The organism is Castellaniella denitrificans (genome assembly GCF_027214045.1).
Lineage (GTDB): Bacteria > Pseudomonadota > Gammaproteobacteria > Burkholderiales > Burkholderiaceae_B > Castellaniella > Castellaniella denitrificans_A.
This window is the reverse complement of sequence record NZ_JAPWHE010000001.1, coordinates 523592-542935: the sequence shown is the minus strand read 5'-3', so window position 1 is coordinate 542935 and position 19344 is coordinate 523592. Positions and strand designations below refer to the sequence as shown.

Annotated in this window: 15 protein-coding genes and 1 pseudogene; 4 read left to right on the top strand and 12 right to left on the bottom strand. The window is 68.9% G+C overall.

Annotated elements, in window-relative coordinates; translation table 11 throughout:
- From O4H32_RS02620 to O4H32_RS02585, 8 genes and pseudogenes are all read right to left on the bottom strand, one after another.
- A partial coding sequence (locus O4H32_RS02620) for an FmdB family zinc ribbon protein (protein WP_269356423.1) occupies positions 1-261 on the bottom strand: 261 nt, incomplete at its 3' end.
- 44 nt (positions 262-305) lie between these two features.
- Positions 306-1583 carry a putative Na+/H+ antiporter gene (locus O4H32_RS02615; RefSeq protein WP_269356421.1) on the bottom strand — a complete coding sequence of 426 codons (1278 nt, stop codon included), beginning with the start codon at positions 1581-1583 and terminating at the stop codon, positions 306-308.
- Positions 1584-1617: 34 nt separating this feature from the next.
- Positions 1618-3231 carry a GMC family oxidoreductase gene (locus O4H32_RS02610; protein ID WP_269356419.1) on the bottom strand — a complete coding sequence of 538 codons (1614 nt, stop codon included), beginning with the start codon at positions 3229-3231 and terminating at the stop codon, positions 1618-1620.
- Between the two features lie 117 nt (positions 3232-3348).
- Positions 3349-4302, bottom strand: coding sequence for a 4-hydroxybenzoate octaprenyltransferase (ubiA, locus tag O4H32_RS02605; RefSeq protein ID WP_269356418.1), 954 nt, complete (start codon positions 4300-4302; stop codon positions 3349-3351).
- Positions 4299-5498, bottom strand: a complete 1200-nt coding sequence (locus O4H32_RS02600; RefSeq protein WP_407932605.1) for an aminotransferase-like domain-containing protein — start codon at positions 5496-5498, stop codon at positions 4299-4301. Before O4H32_RS02600 ends, ubiA begins: the two co-directional genes overlap by 4 nt.
- A gap of 172 nt (positions 5499-5670) precedes the next feature.
- Positions 5671-6537, bottom strand: coding sequence for a peptidoglycan DD-metalloendopeptidase family protein (locus O4H32_RS02595; protein WP_269356414.1), 867 nt, complete (start codon positions 6535-6537; stop codon positions 5671-5673).
- Entirely contained in the window at positions 6524-9154 is a 2631-nt protein-coding gene (gene cphA, locus O4H32_RS02590) for a cyanophycin synthetase (protein WP_269356412.1), read from the bottom strand. The genes O4H32_RS02595 and cphA overlap by 14 nt, the downstream gene beginning before the upstream one ends.
- Before the next feature lie 101 nt (positions 9155-9255).
- Positions 9256-11406, bottom strand: a pseudogene (locus O4H32_RS02585) (cyanophycin synthetase); the annotation flags it as partial.
- A 247-nt stretch (positions 11407-11653) separates the two neighbouring features.
- On the opposite strand from O4H32_RS02585, the gene O4H32_RS02580 reads away from it, so the two are divergent.
- Entirely contained in the window at positions 11654-13903 is a 2250-nt protein-coding gene (locus O4H32_RS02580) for a cyanophycin metabolism-associated ABC transporter (RefSeq protein WP_269356409.1), read from the top strand.
- Positions 13893-14405, top strand: coding sequence for a cyanophycin metabolism-associated DUF1854 family protein (locus tag O4H32_RS02575; RefSeq protein WP_269356408.1), 513 nt, complete (start codon positions 13893-13895; stop codon positions 14403-14405). Before O4H32_RS02580 ends, O4H32_RS02575 begins: the two co-directional genes overlap by 11 nt.
- 30 nt (positions 14406-14435) lie before the next feature.
- Here O4H32_RS02575 and O4H32_RS02570 read toward each other — a convergent pair whose 3' ends face one another.
- Positions 14436-15557, bottom strand: a complete 1122-nt coding sequence (locus O4H32_RS02570; protein ID WP_269356407.1) for a hypothetical protein — start codon at positions 15555-15557, stop codon at positions 14436-14438.
- A 103-nt stretch (positions 15558-15660) separates the two neighbouring features.
- Positions 15661-16590 (bottom strand): patatin-like phospholipase family protein, encoded by a 930-nt coding sequence (locus O4H32_RS02565; RefSeq protein ID WP_269356405.1) that lies wholly within the window; start codon positions 16588-16590, stop codon positions 15661-15663.
- 109 nt (positions 16591-16699) lie between these two features.
- On the opposite strand from O4H32_RS02565, the gene O4H32_RS02560 reads away from it, so the two are divergent.
- Positions 16700-17404 carry a glutathione S-transferase family protein gene (locus O4H32_RS02560; protein ID WP_269356404.1) on the top strand — a complete coding sequence of 235 codons (705 nt, stop codon included), beginning with the start codon at positions 16700-16702 and terminating at the stop codon, positions 17402-17404.
- A gap of 19 nt (positions 17405-17423) precedes the next feature.
- On the opposite strand, the gene ssb is transcribed toward O4H32_RS02560, so the two are convergent.
- On the bottom strand, positions 17424-17912 hold the full coding sequence (gene ssb / locus O4H32_RS02555; RefSeq protein ID WP_269356403.1) for a single-stranded DNA-binding protein: 489 nt from the start codon (positions 17910-17912) through the stop codon (positions 17424-17426).
- A 17-nt stretch (positions 17913-17929) separates the two neighbouring features.
- Between ssb and O4H32_RS02550 the strand changes: the two genes are divergently transcribed.
- Positions 17930-18094, top strand: a complete 165-nt coding sequence (locus tag O4H32_RS02550) for a hypothetical protein (protein WP_269356401.1) — start codon at positions 17930-17932, stop codon at positions 18092-18094.
- On the opposite strand, the gene O4H32_RS02545 is transcribed toward O4H32_RS02550, so the two are convergent.
- Entirely contained in the window at positions 18078-19274 is a 1197-nt protein-coding gene (locus tag O4H32_RS02545; RefSeq protein WP_269356399.1) for an MFS transporter, read from the bottom strand. The genes O4H32_RS02550 and O4H32_RS02545 overlap by 17 nt on opposite strands.
- Between the last annotated feature and the right edge of the window lie 70 nt (positions 19275-19344).

Genomic DNA, 19344 nt, shown 5'->3' with positions numbered 1-19344 from the left:
GGGCGCGGCACCGCCGGCGGCGGGCCCCGCGCCCGGGGACCCGCCCGCCGTGTCGGCGGCTTTCGGGGCCGGTTTCCCGCCCCCGCGGAAATCGGTCTCGTACCAGCCGGAGCCCTTGAGCCGGAAACCCGCGGCCGTCACCTGCTTTTCATAGGTGTCCTGGCCGCAGGCCGGGCAGGTCTTGAGCGGGGGGTCGGAAATTTTTCGCAGCACGTCCTGCTCGTGACCGCAGCGGCTGCAACGATAGGCGTAGATAGGCACAGCTTTTCATTCCGAAATGATCGACGGCCTGGATTTTAATCCTTTCAGCTGAACGAGTTGGGCAACAGGAACATCACGGCGGCGATCAGCGTCGGCGCGGCGGCCGCCCCCAGCAGTTTCAACGGCGAAATCGAGCCGTCGCCGAAGCAACCCTTCAGGATGGAGAAACCGGCGGGGTTCGGCGCGTTGGCGATCACGGTCAGGCCGCCGCCCGTCACGGCGCCAGCGACCAGCATGTAACGCCAGAGCTCGCCGGTGCCCTCGACCAGCGACCCCAGATAGGTCAGCGCGGCATTGTCGGTGACCGCCGTCAGGACCGTGGCCCCCAGGTACAGGACGTAAGGCGACAATCCGCCCAGCAGGTCCTGGAGCCACCATTGCTGCAGGCCGCCCAGCACCACCAGACCCGCGAGGAAGAAGCCCACCATCAGGCCTTCACGCAGCAGCAAGGGCGACTGGTGCCGCTTGTAGGCCTGCGCATAGCCGATGAACAGCACCAGCAGGGCCATGAAGATCTGCATGTGATGCGAGGCCAGCACGACGCCCAGCAGGAACAGCACGTGCACGGCCATGACGACCGGGGGAGCCGGCGGACGGCGTTCTCCCTCGTCCTCCGGGACGCCGATGCTGCCGTTGAGCAGGAAAGGCCGGCAGATCAGGGTCAGGACCAGGCCGTTGATCAGTACGGCGATCACCGCGCGCCAGCCGAAGTGGGTCGCCATGAAGGCCGTATCCCAGCCGAAGGTATGGGCCACCATCAGCACCGGCGGCGCGGCGTAGGCCGTCAGCACGCCGCCGATGGACACGTTGACGAACAGCACGCCGACGGTCAGGTATTTGAAGCCGTCCTGGCCGGGCCGGCGAAAATAGGCCTGGCGCAGCAGCAGGGCGGCCAGGGTCATGGCGGCGGGCTCCGTGATCAGCGAGCCCGCCAGCGGCACCAGGGTCATGATGACGAAGAAACGCGACAGCTCCCGGGCCACCGGCAACAGGCGCGACACCCCGTCGACCAGCAGGCGGACCAGCTCGATGATGGGCCGGCTGGCCGCCACCACCATGATGACGAAAACGAAGGCCGGCTCGGTGAAGTTGCGCGTGTCGAGGTATTCGACCGCCCCCTTCAGCCCCAGGGTCAGCCCCATCCACACGAACAGCGCACAGGCCCAGACGCCGAACACGGCCTCGACCTCGGACAGCAGGTGCCACAGCCCGGCGTGCGGTCCGCCCTTGTTCGCCAGACGGGCGAAGACGGGAACGGAAAAGGTGTGGATGATGGCGATGGCAAACAGAATGCTTGCCACGACCTCGGTGTGACTGACCATGTCCGGGTCCTGTGTGAGAGGCTGAAGAGGGGATTCAGGCGCCGCCCAGAATCAGGCGCGCGCCCTTTTCGGCAATCATGATCGTCGGCGAATTGGTGTTGCCCGAAGTGATGCGCGGCATGATGGACGCGTCGATCACCCGCAGGTTTTCGAGTCCCCGGACGCGCAGTTCCGGATCGACCACGGCCAACGGATCGACGCCCATTTTACATGTCCCCACCGGATGGAAGATGGTGGTGCCGATATCGCCCGCCGCAGCCTCCAGGGCTTCCTGGGTCTGGACGGCGTCACCCGGCAGGTATTCGCCGGGGTGATAGCGCGCCATCGCGGGCTGGGCCATGATGCGCCGCGTCAGGCGCAGTGCATCGGCCGCCACGGCCCGGTCTTCAGGCGTCTGCAGATAGTTGCAGAGAATGTCCGGCGCGTCGGCGGCGTTGGGCGAGACGATGCGCACATGGCCCCGGCTGCCGGGCTGCAGATTGCAGACCGAGGCCGTCAGGGCCGGGAAATCGTGCAGCGGATCGCCGAATTTGTCCAGCGACAGGGGCTGCACGTGATATTCCAGGTTCGGGCGGGCGCGCGACGGATCCGAACGCGCGAAGGCCCCCAGCTGCGAAGGCGCCATGGACAGCGGCCCGCTGCGGAACAGGGCATATTGCAGGCCCATCGACGCCTTGCCCCACCAGGAGTGCACCAGGGTGTTCAGGGTGCGAGCGCCCCGCAGGCGATAGATCGTACGCAACTGGAGGTGGTCCTGGAGATTCTCGCCCACGCCGGGCAGATCCAGCACCATCGGGATGCCGAGCTTGCGCAAGCGATCGGCGGGTCCGACGCCGGAGACCTGGAGCAGTTGGGGCGACCCGATCGCCCCGGCCGCCAGGATCAGTTCCCGACGCGCCACGGCATGCAGGCGGACGCCGTCGACCACGCAATCGACCCCGGTGGCGCGGCGCCCCGAGAAACGGATGCGCTCCACCAGGGCGCCGGTCATCACACGCAGCGTGTCCCGATGCAAGACGGGGCGCAGGAAGGCCTTGGCCGCGTTCCAGCGCACGCCCCGACGCTGGTTGACCTCGAAATAATTGCAGCCGGCGTTGTCGCCGCGATTGAAGTCGTCGGTGCGCTCGATGCCCGCCTGCGCCGCCGCGTCGCGGAAAGCGTCCAGCACGTCCCAGCGCAGGCGCTGGGGCTCGACCCGCCAGGTGCCCGAGGCGCCGTGGAATTCGCTGGAACCCGCGTGGTGGTCTTCCACGTCGCGGAACAACGGCAGCACATCGGCCCAGGCCCAGCCTGGATTGCCCATCGCCGCCCAGCCGTCGTAGTCGGCGGCCTGGCCGCGCAGATAGAGCATGCCGTTGATCGAGGACGAGCCGCCCAGCACCCGGCCGCGCGGATAGCCCAGGGAGCGATAGTTCAGGCCCGGGTCCGGCAGGGTGTGATAGCACCAGTCCGTGCGCGGATTGCCGATGCAATACAGGTAGCCGACAGGGATATGGATCCAGCGCCAGTCGTCGGCGCCGCCCGCCTCGAGCAGCAGGACGCGGTGTTCGCGCGACAGACGGTTGGCCAGCAGACAGCCCGCCGAGCCGGCTCCTACGATGACATAATCGAATTCCAGCGCGGCGGCGTCCGGCGCTCCCGAGGTCATGGCGTGCTGTCTCCCGCGGGGCCGTCGGGCGGCCTCGTCGTTCTTTGCGATGGGATTCAGTCTATCCGCAACGCCGGTCCGGCGCCAGGCGGGCCGGAATCGCCCGCGGACCGGCGGCTACAGCCAGGGGCGCAAGACGGTGCCGGCCAGGGCGGCGACGATCAACAGCACGCCCACCTGCATGTTGGAACGGAACAGCCGCAGGCCGCGTTCCGGATGGCGCACATCGAAGACGCGCATCTGCCAGACGAAATGGCCGGCGATGACGGCCATGACCAGGTAGTAGGGCCAGTCCATGCCCATTCCCCAGCCCGCCGAGGTCCATAAGGCCGCCGTGGCGGCATACAGGCCGCCGATCCAGGCCCGGCCCTGGTCGCCGAAGCGCATGGCGACCGACTTCAGGCCCAGCATGCGGTCGTCGCGCAGGTCGATGTAGGCGTAGATGGCGTCATAGCCGATCTGCCACAGCACCGCCCCCAGCCACATCGCCACGGCGGTCCAGGGCACGATGTCGCGCGTATCGGACCAGGCCATCAGCATGCCCCAGTTGAAAGCGACTCCCAGCACCGCTTGCGGCCAGTAGGTGTAGCGCTTGCACAGGGGGTAGATCACCACCAGCGGCAGCAGGGCCAGGGCCAGCCAGCGGCTGGTGGCGTTGATGGCCAGCAGCAGCGTGGCGCTGACCAGCAGTTGCGCGACGGCGAACCACAGCGCCGCGCGCAAGGTGAGCTGGCCGCTGGTCAGGGGCCGGAAACGCGTGCGCTCGACGCGGTGATCGAAATCCCGGTCGAAGATATCGTTGAAGGTGCAGCCCACGCCGCGCATCAGCAGCGCACCCAGGGAGAACACCACCAGGCGCCACAGGGTCGGCAGGCCATCGGCCGCCTGCACCAGCGCGGCCAGCGCCGGCAGCAGGGTCAGCCAGGTGCCGACGGGCCGGTCCAGCCGGCAAAGGCGCGCATAAGGCCCCCAGGATACGGGCAGCCAGCGGGCCACCCAGTCGTCGAAACGCATGTCCGACAGGTCGGGCCCGGCCCGGCCCGGGCCGACGGGAGTGCCGCCCGTCGTCATCCGCGCGCGGGCGCCGGACCGATGAGTTCGCCCAGCGTGCGCACGCCGGCGCGGATCCGTTCCTCGGGCACGGTGACGAAGCTCAGGCGCAGGGTGTTGACCGGCGCGTCGACGGCGTAGAACGGCGCGCCCGGCACGAAGGCCACGTTGCGCTGGATCGCCGCCTGCAGCAATTGCGTGGTGTCGATGGACTCACGCAGCCGGACCCAGATGAACATGCCGCCTTCCGGGCGCGTCCAGTGCGCGTCGGAGGGGAAATATTCCTGCAGGGCGTCGAGCATGTAGCCGCACTGGCGGCGGTAGAGTTCGCGCACTTTCGGCAGGTGTTCGCGCAGAAACCCGCCGCGCACGGCTTCGTACACCGCCATCTGGGTGACCGTGGCGGTGTGCAGGTCGGTGGCCTGCTTGATCTGCACCAGCTTGGAGATGATGTGGCGCGGGGCCACGACGTAGCCCAGCCGCATGCCGGGCGCCAGGACTTTGGAGAACGTGCCCAGGCGGATCACGGTGGCGCCCGCCGGCCGGCCCAGTTCGAGCAGGCCGGGCTGCGGCTCGCCCGCATAGCGCAATTCGCCGTAGGGGTCGTCCTCGATGATGGGCAGACCCAGGCGGGCGCAGCGTTCGACCAGAGCCTGGCGGCGCGCGCGGTCCAGCGTCAGGCCGGTGGGGTTCTGGAAATTGGGCAGCACGTAGACGAAACGCGCGTCCCGGGCGAGGTCGTCGTCCAGGGCCTCGGGCACGAGGCCGCGCTCGTCCGTGGGCACGGTCCGGTATTGCGGCTGGAACTGGGAGAACGACTGCAGCGCCCCGAGATAGCTGGGCGCCTCGACCAGCACGGGCGAGCCCTGGTCGATGAACAGTTTGCCGAGCATGTCCAGCGCCTGCTGCGAACCCGACACGATCAGGACTTCCTCGGGGTCGATGTCCAGCCCGGGGCGGGACAGATCCCGCGCCACCCATTCGCGCAGCGGCGTATAGCCTTCGGTGCGGCCGTACTGCAACGCCGTGGCGCCCTGGGTGGCGAGCACCCGGTCGAAGGCCGCGCGCAATTCGGCGATCGGGAATCCTTCGGGCGAAGGCAGGCCGCCGGCAAACGAAATGACCTCGGGCCGTTCGGTGATCTTGAGGATTTCGCGGATGGCCGAACTGGTGAGCTGGTTGGCGCGTTGGGAAAAAAGCGTGCTGGGAACGGACATGTCCATGATTGATTCCGAATGGGAGCCTGCCTTGTGGGCCGGTCGATTGGAAACGCCGGCCGGCCCGGGTCCGCGGGCGGTCGGCGCAGGAGAAGTTTCCTATATTAAATCAAGCGCGCCCGGACGGCCACGCGCGTCCAGGCGCGGCATCCGGGCCGGGCACGATGCCCTACTAAGGCCGCTTCGCCGCGCCGATGAAAAGGGCGGGATCCACCCGCGCGTCGTTCAGGCTGACATTCCAGTGCAGATGCGGCCCCGTGGCGCGCCCGGTGGCACCCACCTTGCCCACGACGGCGCCGCGCGCGACTTCGTCGCCGGGCTTCACGTCGATCGCCGACAGGTGGCAGAACATGCTGACGAAGCCCTGCCCATGGTCCAGGAACACGGTCTTGCCGTTGAAGAAGTAATCTCCCACCAGCGCCACGCGACCGGCGGCCGGGGCCTTGACGGGCGTACCGGCCGGGACGGCGAAATCCAGCCCCGAATGCGGATTGCGTGCTTCGCCATTGAAGAAACGCCGCAAGCCGAACGGGCTGGACAGCCGCCCGCCGACAGGGCGGTCGAGCATGACGTTGCTCGGCACGACGCCTTCCCGATAGGCGCGGTAAACGGCCAGTTGCTGATCGAGTTCGCGCTCGATCCGTTTCAGGTCCTCGGGATCGGGCGAGACTTGCCGGCGGTTCTTCAGGGTGATGTGCTGCGTCGCGTATTCTTTGGCGCGGACCTCGAATGCGGCCGCCGGCCCGCCTTGCACCCGCAAGGCCTGACGGCCCGGTTTGGTGCCCAGCGGAATGCCCACCAGCGCGATCCAGCGTCGGTCGCTGTCGCGGATCACCATGACGCGTCGGCCCGCGTAACTGACTTGCGGCGCCTGAGCGGCGTCCCCCAGGGGCACCACCGCCACGCCGCCCGGCACGGGCACATTGAGCGTACGGCCAATAAAGCCCTGGGCGAGCGCCGGCACGGCCGCCAGGGCCGAGGCCAGCGCCAGCGCCAGGCACGCGGCCAGGCGCCGCGGATTCGAGTTACTGATAAGCATGTGCGCGCGGTATACCCTCTTGGGTGGGCATTGTATCGATCTCGTCGCTCCGGGGTGCGATCCGCCGGGCGATATGGGCCAGCGCCTCCTCGACCTGATCGATCAGGACCAGGCACAGATCGCCCGGCTCCAGGCCGTCGAGCGCAGCGTCGATGGCCAGCAATTCGCCATGGATCTCCTCCAGGCGACTCATGCGCCGGGCAGCGTCCAGGCCTTCGCGCAGCAGTGCCAGGACCTCGCCGTCGCCGCGGCCGCGCTGGCACTGGTCCTGGTACAGGACGACCGTGTCGAACACATCGCCCAGGATTTCCGTCTGGCGGCGGATGTCCTGGTCGCGCCGGTCCCCCGCCCCGCTGATCACCACGGCGCGGCGCCGCGCGGGCATGGATTCGACGGCCTCCACCAGCGCCAGGATCGCGTCCGGATTGTGGCCATAGTCGGCGATCAGCGTCGCACCCCGATACTCGAACACATTGAAGCGGCCCGGCACGGTCCCGGCATCGTTGACGAACGTGGCCAGGCCCGCCTGGATGCCCACCCAGTCCACGCCCATGGCCCAGGCCGCAGCGGCGGCGGCCATGACGTTCTCGACCTGGAAACCAATGCTCCCCGCGCGGGTCAGCGGCACGGCGGCCAGCTCGACACGCGTCTCGGCGCCGGCTTGCGCGAACACCAGGTCGCCCTGATCCACGAACACCACCCGGCCGCCCTGCGCCCTGTGGGTTTCGATGACCGGATGGCGGCCGTCGCGGGCGAAAAAGGTGACCTGGCCGGGACAGCCGGACGCCATCTGGGCGACGATGGGGTCCTGGGCATTGAGGACGGCCATGCCCGTCGGCGCCACGTTCTCGACAATGACGCGCTTGACAATGGCCAGGTCTTCGACCGTGTTGATGTAGCTCAGCCCCAGATGGTCGCCGATCCCGATATTGGTCACCACGGCCACGTCACAGCGGTCGAAGCCCAGACCTTCGCGCAGAATGCCGCCACGCGCGGTCTCGAAGACCGCCATGTCCACGTCCGGATGCAACAGCACGTTGCGCGCGCTGCGCGGCCCGCTGCAGTCGCCCGTGTCGATGCGCCGGCCGTCGACGTAGACACCGTCGGAATTGGTCATGCCCACGCAAGCGCCCGACTGTGCGCACAAGTGCGCGAGCAGGCGCACGGTCGTGGTCTTGCCGTTGGTGCCGGTCACCGCCGCCACCGGTATCCGGCCAGTTTCGCCGGGAGGGTACATCATGTCGATGATGGCGGCGCCCACGTCGCGCCCGGTGCCGAAGGATGGATTCAGGTGCATGCGCAGACCGGGCGCCGCGTTGACTTCGACGAAACAGCCGGTCTCCGGCGTCAGCGGCTGGTAGACGTCCCGGCTCACCAGATCGATGCCGCAGACGTCCAGCCCCACCATGCGCGCCGCCATGACGGCGCTGGCGGCCAGATCCGGATGCACGTGATCGGTCACGTCCGTGGCGGTCCCGCCCGTGCTCAGGTTGGCGTTGTTGCGCAGCACCACGCAGACGCCGGGCTGCGGCACCGAATCGGGACCGCAGCCCTGGGCGGCCATCGTGTTCAGGGCGATCTCGTCGAGCCGGATGCGCGTCAGGGACGTGCCGTGGCCTTCGCCTCGCAGCGGATCCTGGTTGATCTGCTCGACCAGTTCCGCGATGGTGTGACGACCGTCGCCCACCACCTGGGGTGGATCGCGCCGCGCCGCTGCCACCAGGCGGTCGCCCACCACCAGCAGACGAAAGTCGTGGCCGGGGAAATAACGCTCCACCAGCACGCCCGACCCGTGGGCGCGGGCCACGGCGTAGGCGGTCATCACCGGCTCACGCCCCTGCACGTTCACCGCCACGCCCTTGCCCTGGTTGCCGTCCAGCGGCTTGACCACGACCGGCCCGCCGATTTCCTGGGCGGCGGCCCAGGCATCCTCGGCATCCTCCACACAGCGGCCCCGGGGCACGGACACGCCAGCCGAGGCGAGCAGCGACTTGGTCAGGGCCTTGTCCTGGGCGATGGCCTCGGCGATCGCGCCGCTGGCGTCGGTCTCGGCCGCCTGGATACGGCGCTGGTGACGTCCCCATCCGAACTGCACCAGGCTGCCCTCGGTCAGCCGTCTGTACGGAATGCCCCGGCGCACGGCGGCCTGGACGATGGCGCCGGTGCTTGGACCCAGCCGGACGTCCTCGTACAGGGACTTCAGCTCGGCGATCACCGGCCCCAGGTCGAAAGGCTCGTCCCGCAGCGTGGCCATGCACAGCGCCAGCGCCCGCTCGAACGCCAGGCGGCCGACGGCCTCTTCGGTGTACTCGATCACCACTTGGTAGATGCCGGGTTCCAGGGTCTGCGCGATGCGGCAGAAAGCCACCGGGCACCCCGCCTGGGTCTGCAGCCGCAGAGCCGCGACCGCCAGGATGTGCGCCAACGAATGCGTGCCCTCCAGGCCCGGCGGCCGCGGCAGGTCGATGTCCGGGAATCGCGCCCGCAGGCGCGTCTCGAACGCCTCCATGTCGTCGATCGCGCTCTCGCTTTCGGAGCAGGCGACGATGGCCTCGATCGCCGTCTGGCGCGACCACAGGTTGGGACCGCGCAGGGCCCGGACTCGGGAGACTTCCATGATGACCAATGTCCTTGGAGGGTGGAGGCCCGGCGGCCTTCCCGCCGGACAAGGAAGGGGTGTGGGAATGGACGCTAGGCGATGAGCGGCGACTCGTCCGGAATCCGTCGGGCGTTCCAGGTGCGCAGACCGATGCGCATGCGCTCGACGTCCAGCCCCAGCGCCCAGGCCACCGCCAACGCCGCAAGCACCGGCGCCGGGCCGTCGGCGTCGATGGCCGGCGCGAGCTCGTCCAGGCCGATCACCGGGATCTGGATCCCGCCCTCGACCAGCACCGCCATGCCCCCATGCACGGACACGGCGCGGCCGCCGCCGCCCAGATGGGCGCGCAGGGTGTCCGCGTCGGGGTCCAGGCCGTAGCACAGCACGGTCCCGTCGCACAGCGGCGCCAGTTCCGCCGTCAGGGGATCGTCCGCGTTCAGGACGGCCGCCCCGCCCGGCAGCACGACATCCACCTGGGTGCGGAAGATCCGCGCCAGGTGTTCCGGCGTTTCCATGTAGAACTCCGGCCAGGTCACGCCCGGATCAATGCCGGTGACCACGCCGACCTGGCAGCGGTCGTAGGCCAGGCCTTCGCCCAGGATGGTGCGGCCGCCGTTCTCGATCACGGCATACTCGACCGCCTGGTTCAGCAGGACGCGACGCGCGGCTTCCCAGTGGGCGGAATCCTTCGCCGTCACCTGGGCCGCCCCCATGAACAGCCCTTCGGACGACGCCAGACCCACCATATGCCCGGTCAGACGCAGCAGATGGGCGACCAGATGCGCGACCTGCGCGGTGTGCCGGCTGCCGCTGATGCCGACCACCGGAATGCGCCCGTCCTCGGGCTCGGGAAACAGGTCGTCGATGATCGCCCGGCCGACCGGCCGGGGCGTGCCCACGGCGGGCTTCAAATGCATCAGCAGGCCCGGGCCGGCGTTGACTTCGACGATGGCGCCGGCCTGCTCGGCCAGGGGCCTGGAAATGTCGCGCGCCACCAGATCGACGCCGGCGATATCCAGCCCGACCACGCGGACCGCCAGCGACACCTGCGCCGCGACATCGGGATGGACCTCGTCGGTGACGTCGATGGATACGTTGCCGCTGCGCTGCACGAGCACCGCGCGGCCGCGTTCGGGGACGGCGTCGCCGTGCAGGCCCTGGCGCTCCAGTTCCAGACTGGCCGCCGAGTCCAGGCGGATGAAGTTCAGGGGATGGTCCTCGTCGCGGCCGCGGCGGGGATCGGAATTGAGCTGGGCTTCGATCAGTTGCAGCACGGTGGACGTCCCGTCGCCCACCACCATCGCGGCCTCGCCGCGCGCGGCGGCCACCACGCGGCCGCCCACGACCAGCAGGCGATGCTCGTCGCCCTGGATGAAGCGCTCGACCATGACGCCGCTGCCTTCTTCCACGGCCACGGCATAGGCGGCCTCGATCTGTTCGCGCGTATTCAGGCAGGTGAAGACGCCGCGTCCATGATTGCCGTCCGATGGCTTGACCACCACCGGCAGTCCCAGTTCCAGCGCCATGTCCCAGGCATCGGCGGCGCTGTCGACCAGCCGGCCCTCGGGCACCGGCACGCCGCAGGCCTGCAACAGCCGGCGGGTCAGATCCTTGTCGCGCGAAATACTTTCCGCGATGGCGCTGGTGCGGCTGGTCTCCGCCGTCCAGATCCGCCGCTGGCGGGCGCCGTAGCCCAATTGCAGCAGGTTGGCGTCGCTCAGGCGGATCGCCGGGATGTCGCGGTCGTCGGCCGCGTCCACGATGCACGCCGTGCTGGGCCCGAGGCTCAGGGAATCGGCCAGGTCCTTCAACCGCTCGAGCGCGCCGGCCACGTCGAAGGGCCGATCCTCGACGGCGGCCATCACCAGGTCGCGGGCGACCTGCAGCGACTCGCGCGTCAGGGGTTCGTGCCAGGCGCGCACGATCACCTTGTAGACGCCGCGCAACGGCGTTTCACGCGCGCGGCCCAGCCCGCCCGGCATGCCCGCCAGACTCTGCAACTCCAGCGTGACGTGCTCCAGGATATGGGCCGGCCAGGTGCCTTCGCGCACCCGCTTGAGGAATCCGCCCCGTTCGCCCACGCTGCAGCGGTGCTCCACCAGGGAAGGCAGCCAGGCGCTCAGACGTTCGTAGAACCCGGGGATGAGATTGGAAGGGAAGTCCTCGAGATCGTGGATGTCCACCAGCGCCTCGATGACGGGCCGGTAGGCCCAGATGTTCGGCCCCCTCAGATGCACCATATTGAGAAACTCAATATTTTTATTGTTCATGATCGAACCATGCGTCAAGGGGGTGCCGGGATCGGCGAGAACGGGGGCATTTTTCGGCCGCCGCTGAAAAACATCGGCACACATATTAATCTCGCCGTTATTGCGCGGCACGAAAAAAACGTTGAAAATTGTGACGCGATTTCCTGCGCTGACAGTATCCTGAAAATGCGCTGACAGGTCCCTGAACACCGCACCGATCACACGCTTCCCCGATCCGCGACCTTTCCCCTCCCGACCATCCTCGTTCATGCAGGGCCTCCCCTCCGATTCCTTCCCGGCCGGTCCGTGTCCGCCGGACCTGCCCGAGCCGTGGCGCCTCGTCCTGGCCGCTCAACTGGCCGCCGATGAGCGCGTGCTGGGCTGGCTGCGCACCGACCTGGACGCACACTTGCGCTACGGCGACGGCCTGGTCGTCCTGACCGACCGCCGCTGGCTGGCCTGTGCGGCGGACGCCCAGGCCAGCCGGTCCTGGCCGCTGCGCCCCGACCTCGAGGCGAAGCTGCAGGACCACGCCGGGGTGGGCAGTCTGGAACTGGCGGACGGCCACGCCCGACTGTCGCGCTGGCGCTATACGCTGGAACGCCAGCCCGAGGCCCAGCGCCTGGCGGCCGCCTGGCAGGCCTTGCGCGAACCGACGTCATCCGGCGCGCCGCACGACGCGCCCGCCGTCGGTCCGGCCCCGGCCGCCCCGCGCGCCAGTTCCCTGTTCCGCCTGTGGCGCTTCGCCCGTCCCTACGGGCGGCAACTGGCGGCAGGCCTGGTTCTGACGCTGGCGGCCACGGCGGCCTCGCTGGTACCGCCCTATCTGACGATGCCGCTGATGGATGACGTGCTGATCCCGTTCCAGAATGGCGTGCCGATCGACTACCACCTGGTGACGCTCTACCTGGGCGGCCTGCTGGCCTCTTCGGTCCTCGCCTGGGGGCTGGGCTGGGCGCGCAGCGCCATCCTGGCCTGGGTCAGCGAACGCATCGGCGCCGACCTGCGCACCGCCACCTACCAGCACCTGCAGCAACTGTCCCTGCAGTATTTCGGCGGCAAGCGCACCGGCGACCTGATCGCCCGCATCGGCTCGGAGTCCGACCGCATCTGCCTGTTCCTGTCCCTGCACCTGCTGGACTTCGCCACCGATGTGCTGATGATCGCCATGACGGCGGCCGTGCTGCTGACGATCGACCCGCTGCTGGCGCTGGCGACCCTGGCGCCGCTGCCGCTGATCCTCTGGATGATCCACTGGGTGCGGGACCGCCTGCGCCACGGCTTCGAGAAGGCCGACCGGGTCTGGTCCGAGATCACCAACGTGCTGGCCGACACCATCCCCGGCATCCGGGTGGTCAAGGCCTTCGCCCAGGAACGCCGGGAAGTCGCGCGTTTCCGCGAGGCCAACGACCGCAACCTGGCCATCAACGACCGCGTCAACGCCCTCTGGTCGCTGTTCACGCCCACGGTCACGCTGCTGACGGAACTGGGCCTGCTGGTGGTATGGATCTTCGGCATCTGGCTGGTCTCCAAGGGCTCGATCACCGTCGGTGTGCTGACCGCGTTCCTGGCCTACATCAGCCGCTTCTACGTGCGCCTGGACTCCATGAGCCGCATCGTCTCGACCACCCAGCGGGCCGCGGCCGGCGCCAAGCGCATCTTCGACATCCTGGACCATGTCTCCAGCGTCCCGGAACCCGCCACGCCCCATCGCGCCGAGCACATCCAGGGCCGCATCGAGCTCAGCCATGTCAGCTTCCGCTACGGCAGCCGCACCGTGATCCACGACCTGAGCCTGGACATCGCGCCCGGCGAGATGGTCGGCCTGGTCGGCCACAGTGGCTCGGGAAAGAGCACCCTGGTCAATCTGATCTGCCGCTTCTACGACGTCTCCGGCGGAGCGATCCGCCTGGACGGTACGGACATCCGACGCTACGCCACCGCCGACTACCGCCGCCGCATCGGCCTGGTGCTGCAGGAACCTTTCCTGTTCTATGGCACGGTGGCGGAAAACATCGCCTACGGCCGCCCGGACGCCACCCACGCGGAGATCGTCGCGGCCGCCCGCGCCGCCCACGCCCACGAGTTCATCCTGCGCCTGCCGCATGGCTACGATTCCCTGGTGGGCGAGCGCGGCCAGGCCCTGTCCGGCGGAGAACGCCAGCGCATCTCCATCGCCCGCGCGCTGCTCATCGACCCGCCCATCCTGATTCTGGACGAAGCCACGTCCTCCGTGGACACCACCACGGAAAACGAAATCCAGAAGGCGCTGGACAACCTGGTGCGCGGCCGCACGACGATTTCCATCGCGCACCGCCTCAGCACGCTGCGCGAGGCCGATCGGCTGGTGGTCATGGACCGAGGGCGGATCGTGGAGATCGGCCGCCACGAGGAACTGCTGGCCCGCGATGGCGCCTACGCCCGGCTCCACCGCGCCCAGCAGCAGGACCAGTCTCCGGCCGACCCTCCCTGGGATGAGGCCGACGACGACACCGACGAGGCCCTGGATGCGTCCTGACAGCATGCGCCCCGACGCCGCGCCGGCGGACGCCGGCACCCGAACCGACTGGTCCCTGGCGCGTGACGCCTTCGGCCGGCTGATCCTGATCCGCACCGGCCAGCCCGACACGCCGGTGACACCGGTCCGTGGCTTTCCCATCACCGCGCCCGACGAGGGCATCGCCCTGGTGGGCGCGCAAGGCCAGGAGCATGTCTGGATCGACCGCCTGGACGCGTTGCCGGCCGATCCGCGGCGCCTGATCGACGAAGAACTGGCTCAGAGGGAATTCAGGCCGGAAATCCTGCGCATCCGCCACGCCTCGACCTGGGCGACCCCCAGCCAATGGGACGTGGACACCGACCGGGGGCCGGCCCGCCTGACCCTGAAGGCCGAGGAGGACATCCGCCGCCTGTCGGCGGGAGCCCTGCTGATCGCCGACGCCCACGGCGTGCAGTTCCTGGTCCGCGACGTGGCGGCGCTGGACAAAGCCAGCCGCCGCATCCTGGACCATTTCCTGTAAGCCCCGCCGGGCGGTCGGGCGCGCCGACGCTCAGGCCGTGGCCGCCAGGATCGGCAGCCCCAGATCCCAGGTGCCGGGCAGCAAGCTGCGCAGCGCCTCGCGCGAGGCGTCGATGCACCCGCCTTCGGCGTACACGCCGCCCGGATCGCGCAGGCGCATCATGCGTTCCAGGATGCGGGCCGTCGTCGCCGGATCGGCCAGGGATCCCGCCACGCGGGCCTCGACCACGGACTCGTCCATCCATGGGCGGCCGCCGTCCTGGCGCAGGCCATCGCGCCAGTGATAGAGCTCCACGCATTTCGATGCCAGGGTGTAGGGCTGCCCGGGCTTCCAGAAGTTCGTGAAAAGACCCGAGCCCAGGTAAAACACCCAGGACCCCTCGTAGCCTTCGACCTCGGCCGAGGCGGCATCCGGATTGCGGAACCACAACCGGTCGCCCGGGACATAGTAGCGGGGCGGCAGCGGGGCCTGCAGGGATCCGTATTCCCGCAGGAACACATCGTGGAAGGCGCCCGACTGGATCGCCCGCGTCCGCCATTGGCGCTGCAGCGCGGCCAGGGCGGCGGGATGGCTGTCGGCCAGTTCCTGGGCCAGCGCCAGCAGGAGCACGTATTCCGTCGCCCGATAGCAGGAAAAGGAAAAAAGCCGGCCCGACCGGTCCGGCCAGAGCGTGAGTTCGAGCGAGGGGATCAGTGCGTGGCCCGGCTTCAGGACGAAGCCGGTCGCCTCGGTCCAGGACCAGCAGTCGGGACGCTCGGCCTGCTCGGTGTCGAAGGCCAGCACGGTGCGCCGGGCGGCCTGGACGATGCGGCGGCGCACACGAACGGCCGCGGCCAGTTCGCCCGCACTGGGAAAGTCGGCACGCACGGGCGAACACAGCAGGGCGACGAAGATCTCTTTTTCCAGGTCCGCCCGATGCGCGGCCGGATCCAGGGACAGCGCCCGCGCGAGCGCCATCGTGTCGCCGTCCGGGGCCCAGCGTCCGGCCACATCCCGCGCCAGGCGCAGATCCCGGTACGCGCCCAAGGCATCGACGCCACAGGTTTCCTCGACGGATCCAGCCCAGCGATCATCCGACAGCCAGTCAGACAGGCCCTCGGCACCCACGCCCGCCAGGGGGCCGTACACACGCACACCAGCAATCGGATTCACGGCGGACGCCTTCGCTCGAAAAGGAAAACCACCATGCTAAAGAGAAGCGGGCGGCACGAATGTAACCTATGGATACCGCCGCGGCCGGGCGCGGCAGCGAGCGTCAGTCGACCGGGTCGGCCTGCCGCGGGGCGGCCAGATCGCTCAGTTCGGGCAACGCCCGCCGCGCCGCCTGCTCGCCTTCGTCGATCGCGATCGACGCGCGGTGGTAGTCCATCAGGGCGAAGTCCGCGAGACGGGGCCGGATCAGCACGTCCGCCGGCTCGCCCGCGAGACGGCTGCGCGTGATGCGCACCTGCATGATGTTCAGGCTCATGCTCAGCACGTCGAAAATCGACGGCATGTCCGGGGCCTCCGGCGCCGCCCCCCTGGCGCCCCCCCAGCCCAGCGGCAGCCTGCTCAGCATCGAGGCGAGGGCGCCGGGCGCCGGCGGCTCGTCGGCCTCGGGCGGCACGTCCGGCTTGAAGCGCCGCCCGATCAGGTCCGAGTTCAGATCCACCGCGATGACGATGTCCGCCCCCATCGCGCGGCACAGCGACACGGGCACCGGGTTCACCAACGCGCCATCGACCAGCAGGCCCTCCGCGCGCCGCGCGGGCGTGAACAGTCCCGGCAGGGCCGCGGAAGCGCGCACGGCGTCGATGACGGAGCCCTCGCGCAACCAGACCTCCCGCCCTGTCGTCAGCTCGGTGGCAACGGCGCCGTAGGCCTTGGACAGGCTGTCGATCGACTTGTCATCCAGATGCGAGCGCAGAAAGGAAAACAGCTTCTCGCCAGGAATCAGGCCGCCGCTGACGGTGAAATCCAGCAGGCCCATCACACCCTGCCAGGTCAGCCCCCGCACCCAGGCCTCGAACTTTTCCAGCTGACCGTCCGCGTAGGCGGCGCCGACCAGCGCGCCGATCGAAGTGCCGCACACGATGTCCGGCGCGATGCCGGCCTCTTCGAGGACGCGGATGACGCCGATATGCGACCAGCCGCGAGCCGACCCGCTGCCGAGGGCCAGTCCGATCCGGGGCCGGGATGCGTGCATGGAAACTCCTTTTCAAGGGCCGGCTGGGGTGCAATCATTCACGTTGTAGCACACGCGATGGGGCCGTCGTGATCGTCCCGTCCCGCCGGCCCGACAGGAGGCATTGCATATGATCCGTTTCTACTTTCATCCGACCCCCAACCCCGCCAAGATCTCGCTCTTCCTCGAAGAGTCCGGGCTGGACTACGAGGTCGTGCCGGTGGACACCAGCAAGGGACAGCAGCACGATCCGGGGTTCCTGGCGATCAACCCCAACGGCAAGGTGCCGGCGATCGTGGATTCCGACGGACCCGACGGGCGGCCGGCGGCGGTCTTCGACTCTACGGCGATCCTGATGTACCTTGCGGAAAAGACCGGCCGCTTTCTCGGCCGGCCCCAGGACCGTCCGCAGCTTCTTTCATGGCTGCTGTTTCTCGGCACCGGCCTCGGCCCCTTCTCGGGGCAGGCCGTGCATTTCCAGTATGCGGCGCCCGCGGGCCTCGACTACGCCGTCAACCGCTACCGGCGCGAGGCCGAGCGGCATTACAAAGTCCTGGACGACCATCTCGCCAACCGGACATTCATCGTCGGCGATGAATACACCATCGCCGATATCTCCGCATGGGGATGGCTGGACAAGGCGCCCAAAGTGCTGAAGGGCGCCGAGGAGCCGCTGGCGCCCTACCCGAACATCGCGCGCTGGTTCCGGCTGGTCGATGCCAGGCCGGCCGCCGCGCGCGCGCGCAAGGTCGGCTCGGACATCGCGTTCAAGAAAGTGAATGACGAGGAAACCCGGCGCGCGTTGTTTCCCTCGAATTTTCCGCCGGCGTCCTGAACGGCCGCCCGCCGGTTCATCAGAACGGAATGTCGTCGTCCATGTCGGCCAGGTTGCTGGCCGGGGCGGCCGCCGGGGCGGCGGGACGCGGTTGCTGTTGTTGCGGCGCACGCCGGGCCGGCGGCTGGGAGAAGCCGCCCGAGTCACCGCCGCCCATCTCGCCGCCGCCTTCGCGCCCACCCAGCATCTGCATCTGGTCGGCGACGATCTCGGTGCTGTAGCGATCGGCGCCGGTTTCCTTGTCCTGCCACTTGCGGGTCTTCAGACGGCCCTCGACATAGACCGAACGGCCCTTTTTAAGGTATTCGCCGGCGATCTCGGCCAGGCGGTTGTAGAACACCACGCGGTGCCATTCGGTTTCTTCGCGGCGTTCGCCCGAGGCCTTGTCCTTCCATTGGGACGTGGTGGCGATCGACACGTTGCAGATGGCGGCGCCGTCCGGGCTGTAGCGGACTTCGGGGTCGCGCCCCAGGTTGCCGACGAGGATGACTTTGTTGACGGAGGCCATGGTGGAAAATCCTGTAGTTGAACGATGTGGCTGCCATTATCGTGGACGATGAACGCCCGCGCCGCATCGGAATGCGTCAAATGATCATTATCGCCCAGGCGGGTTTTCCACTACAAGCCGCCCTTGCCGGGCGGCGCGACACCTGGCGCCGGATGCGCGGGCGCGTCAGCGGCCATCCTTGAATCCGCGTGCCGTGTACAGCCAGACGGCGGCCAGCATGGCGCCCGCCCAGAACACCATGGACGGGCCGCCGCCGCGCGCCAGGAGGCCCCCCAGCACGCCACCGGCGAACACCCCCAGGGACTGGGAAGTGTTGTAGAACCCCAGCGCCAGGCCCTTGTAGGCGGGCGGCGCCACGCGCGACACCAGCGAGGGCTGGAGGGCCTCCAGGATGTTGAAAGCCACGAAAAAGGCCACGAACGCCGACACCACCAGCCAGAAAGAGCCGGTCAGCCAGGGCAGCGTCCCCAGCACCACGGCCAGGCCCAGCACCGCCCATTCGAGCGCGGGTTTGTGCGCCTTGCGCGTTTCGGTATAGAAGACGGCCGGCACCATCAGGACGAAGGACGCCAGAATGACCGGCAGGTAGACCTGCCACAAACTGGCGGAATCGTAGCCTCCCAGACGGCCCAGCAGGCCGGGCGCCACCATGAACAGCGACATCAGGATGAAATGCAGGCAGAAGACACCGAAATTCAGGCGCAACAGATCGCGGTGGCCGAGCACGTCGCGCGCCGTGGCCTGGACGATGTCGGCCTCGGAGCGCGGCACGTCGGGCACGAAGAACATCGCGATCAGGAGGCAGACGAAGCCCAGCAGGCTGATGGCCCAGAACAGCCCCGACAGGCCGAATTCGCCCACCAGCAGGGGCGAGAGCACCAGCGACAGGGCGAAGGAAATGCCGATGGACCCGCCCACCATGGCCATGGCGCGCGTGCGGACCTCGGGGCGGGTGGCGTCGGCGATCCAGGCGGTGATGGCGGCCGATACGGCGCCCAGCCCCTGGACAACGCGCCCGACCGTGACCCAGTCCACGTCGTTGGTCAGGGCGCAGATCACCCCGCCCGCCACGAACAGCAGCATGCCGAACACGATCACGGGGCGGCGCCCGTAGCGGTCGGACGCCATGCCCAACGGGATCTGCAGGATCGCCTGGGTCAGACCGTAGGCGCCCAGAGCCAGCCCCACGCGGGCGGGATCGTCGCCCCCGGCCAGGGTGCGCGCCGCCACGGCGAAGATCGGCGTCAACAGGAACAGGCCAAGCATCCGGGCGGCGAACAGGGTCGCGAGGGCGATGCTGCTGCGCCGTTCCAGGGGGGTCAGCCGGAGCGCGGGCGGGCGCGGACGGGGGGAAGCGGACATGGGGAAGGCCAAAAGAAGGAGAGCTGCGCGTTATAGTATCAAGTTGGCCTTTTAAGAACCTGAACTCCCC

Coding starts and splice junctions, on each gene's coding strand:
- O4H32_RS02615 (WP_269356421.1), bottom strand. CDS start 1,583: ATGGTCAGTCACACCGAGGTCGTGGCAAGCATTCTGTTTGCCATCGCC.
- O4H32_RS02610 (WP_269356419.1), bottom strand. CDS start 3,231: ATGACCTCGGGAGCGCCGGACGCCGCCGCGCTGGAATTCGATTATGTC.
- ubiA (WP_269356418.1), bottom strand. CDS start 4,302: ATGACGACGGGCGGCACTCCCGTCGGCCCGGGCCGGGCCGGGCCCGAC.
- O4H32_RS02600 (WP_407932605.1), bottom strand. CDS start 5,498: ATGTCCGTTCCCAGCACGCTTTTTTCCCAACGCGCCAACCAGCTCACC.
- O4H32_RS02595 (WP_269356414.1), bottom strand. CDS start 6,537: ATGCTTATCAGTAACTCGAATCCGCGGCGCCTGGCCGCGTGCCTGGCG.
- cphA (WP_269356412.1), bottom strand. CDS start 9,154: ATGGAAGTCTCCCGAGTCCGGGCCCTGCGCGGTCCCAACCTGTGGTCG.
- O4H32_RS02580 (WP_269356409.1), top strand. CDS start 11,654: ATGCAGGGCCTCCCCTCCGATTCCTTCCCGGCCGGTCCGTGTCCGCCG.
- O4H32_RS02575 (WP_269356408.1), top strand. CDS start 13,893: ATGCGTCCTGACAGCATGCGCCCCGACGCCGCGCCGGCGGACGCCGGC.
- O4H32_RS02565 (WP_269356405.1), bottom strand. CDS start 16,590: ATGCACGCATCCCGGCCCCGGATCGGACTGGCCCTCGGCAGCGGGTCG.
- O4H32_RS02560 (WP_269356404.1), top strand. CDS start 16,700: ATGATCCGTTTCTACTTTCATCCGACCCCCAACCCCGCCAAGATCTCG.
- ssb (WP_269356403.1), bottom strand. CDS start 17,912: ATGGCCTCCGTCAACAAAGTCATCCTCGTCGGCAACCTGGGGCGCGAC.
- O4H32_RS02545 (WP_269356399.1), bottom strand. CDS start 19,274: ATGTCCGCTTCCCCCCGTCCGCGCCCGCCCGCGCTCCGGCTGACCCCC.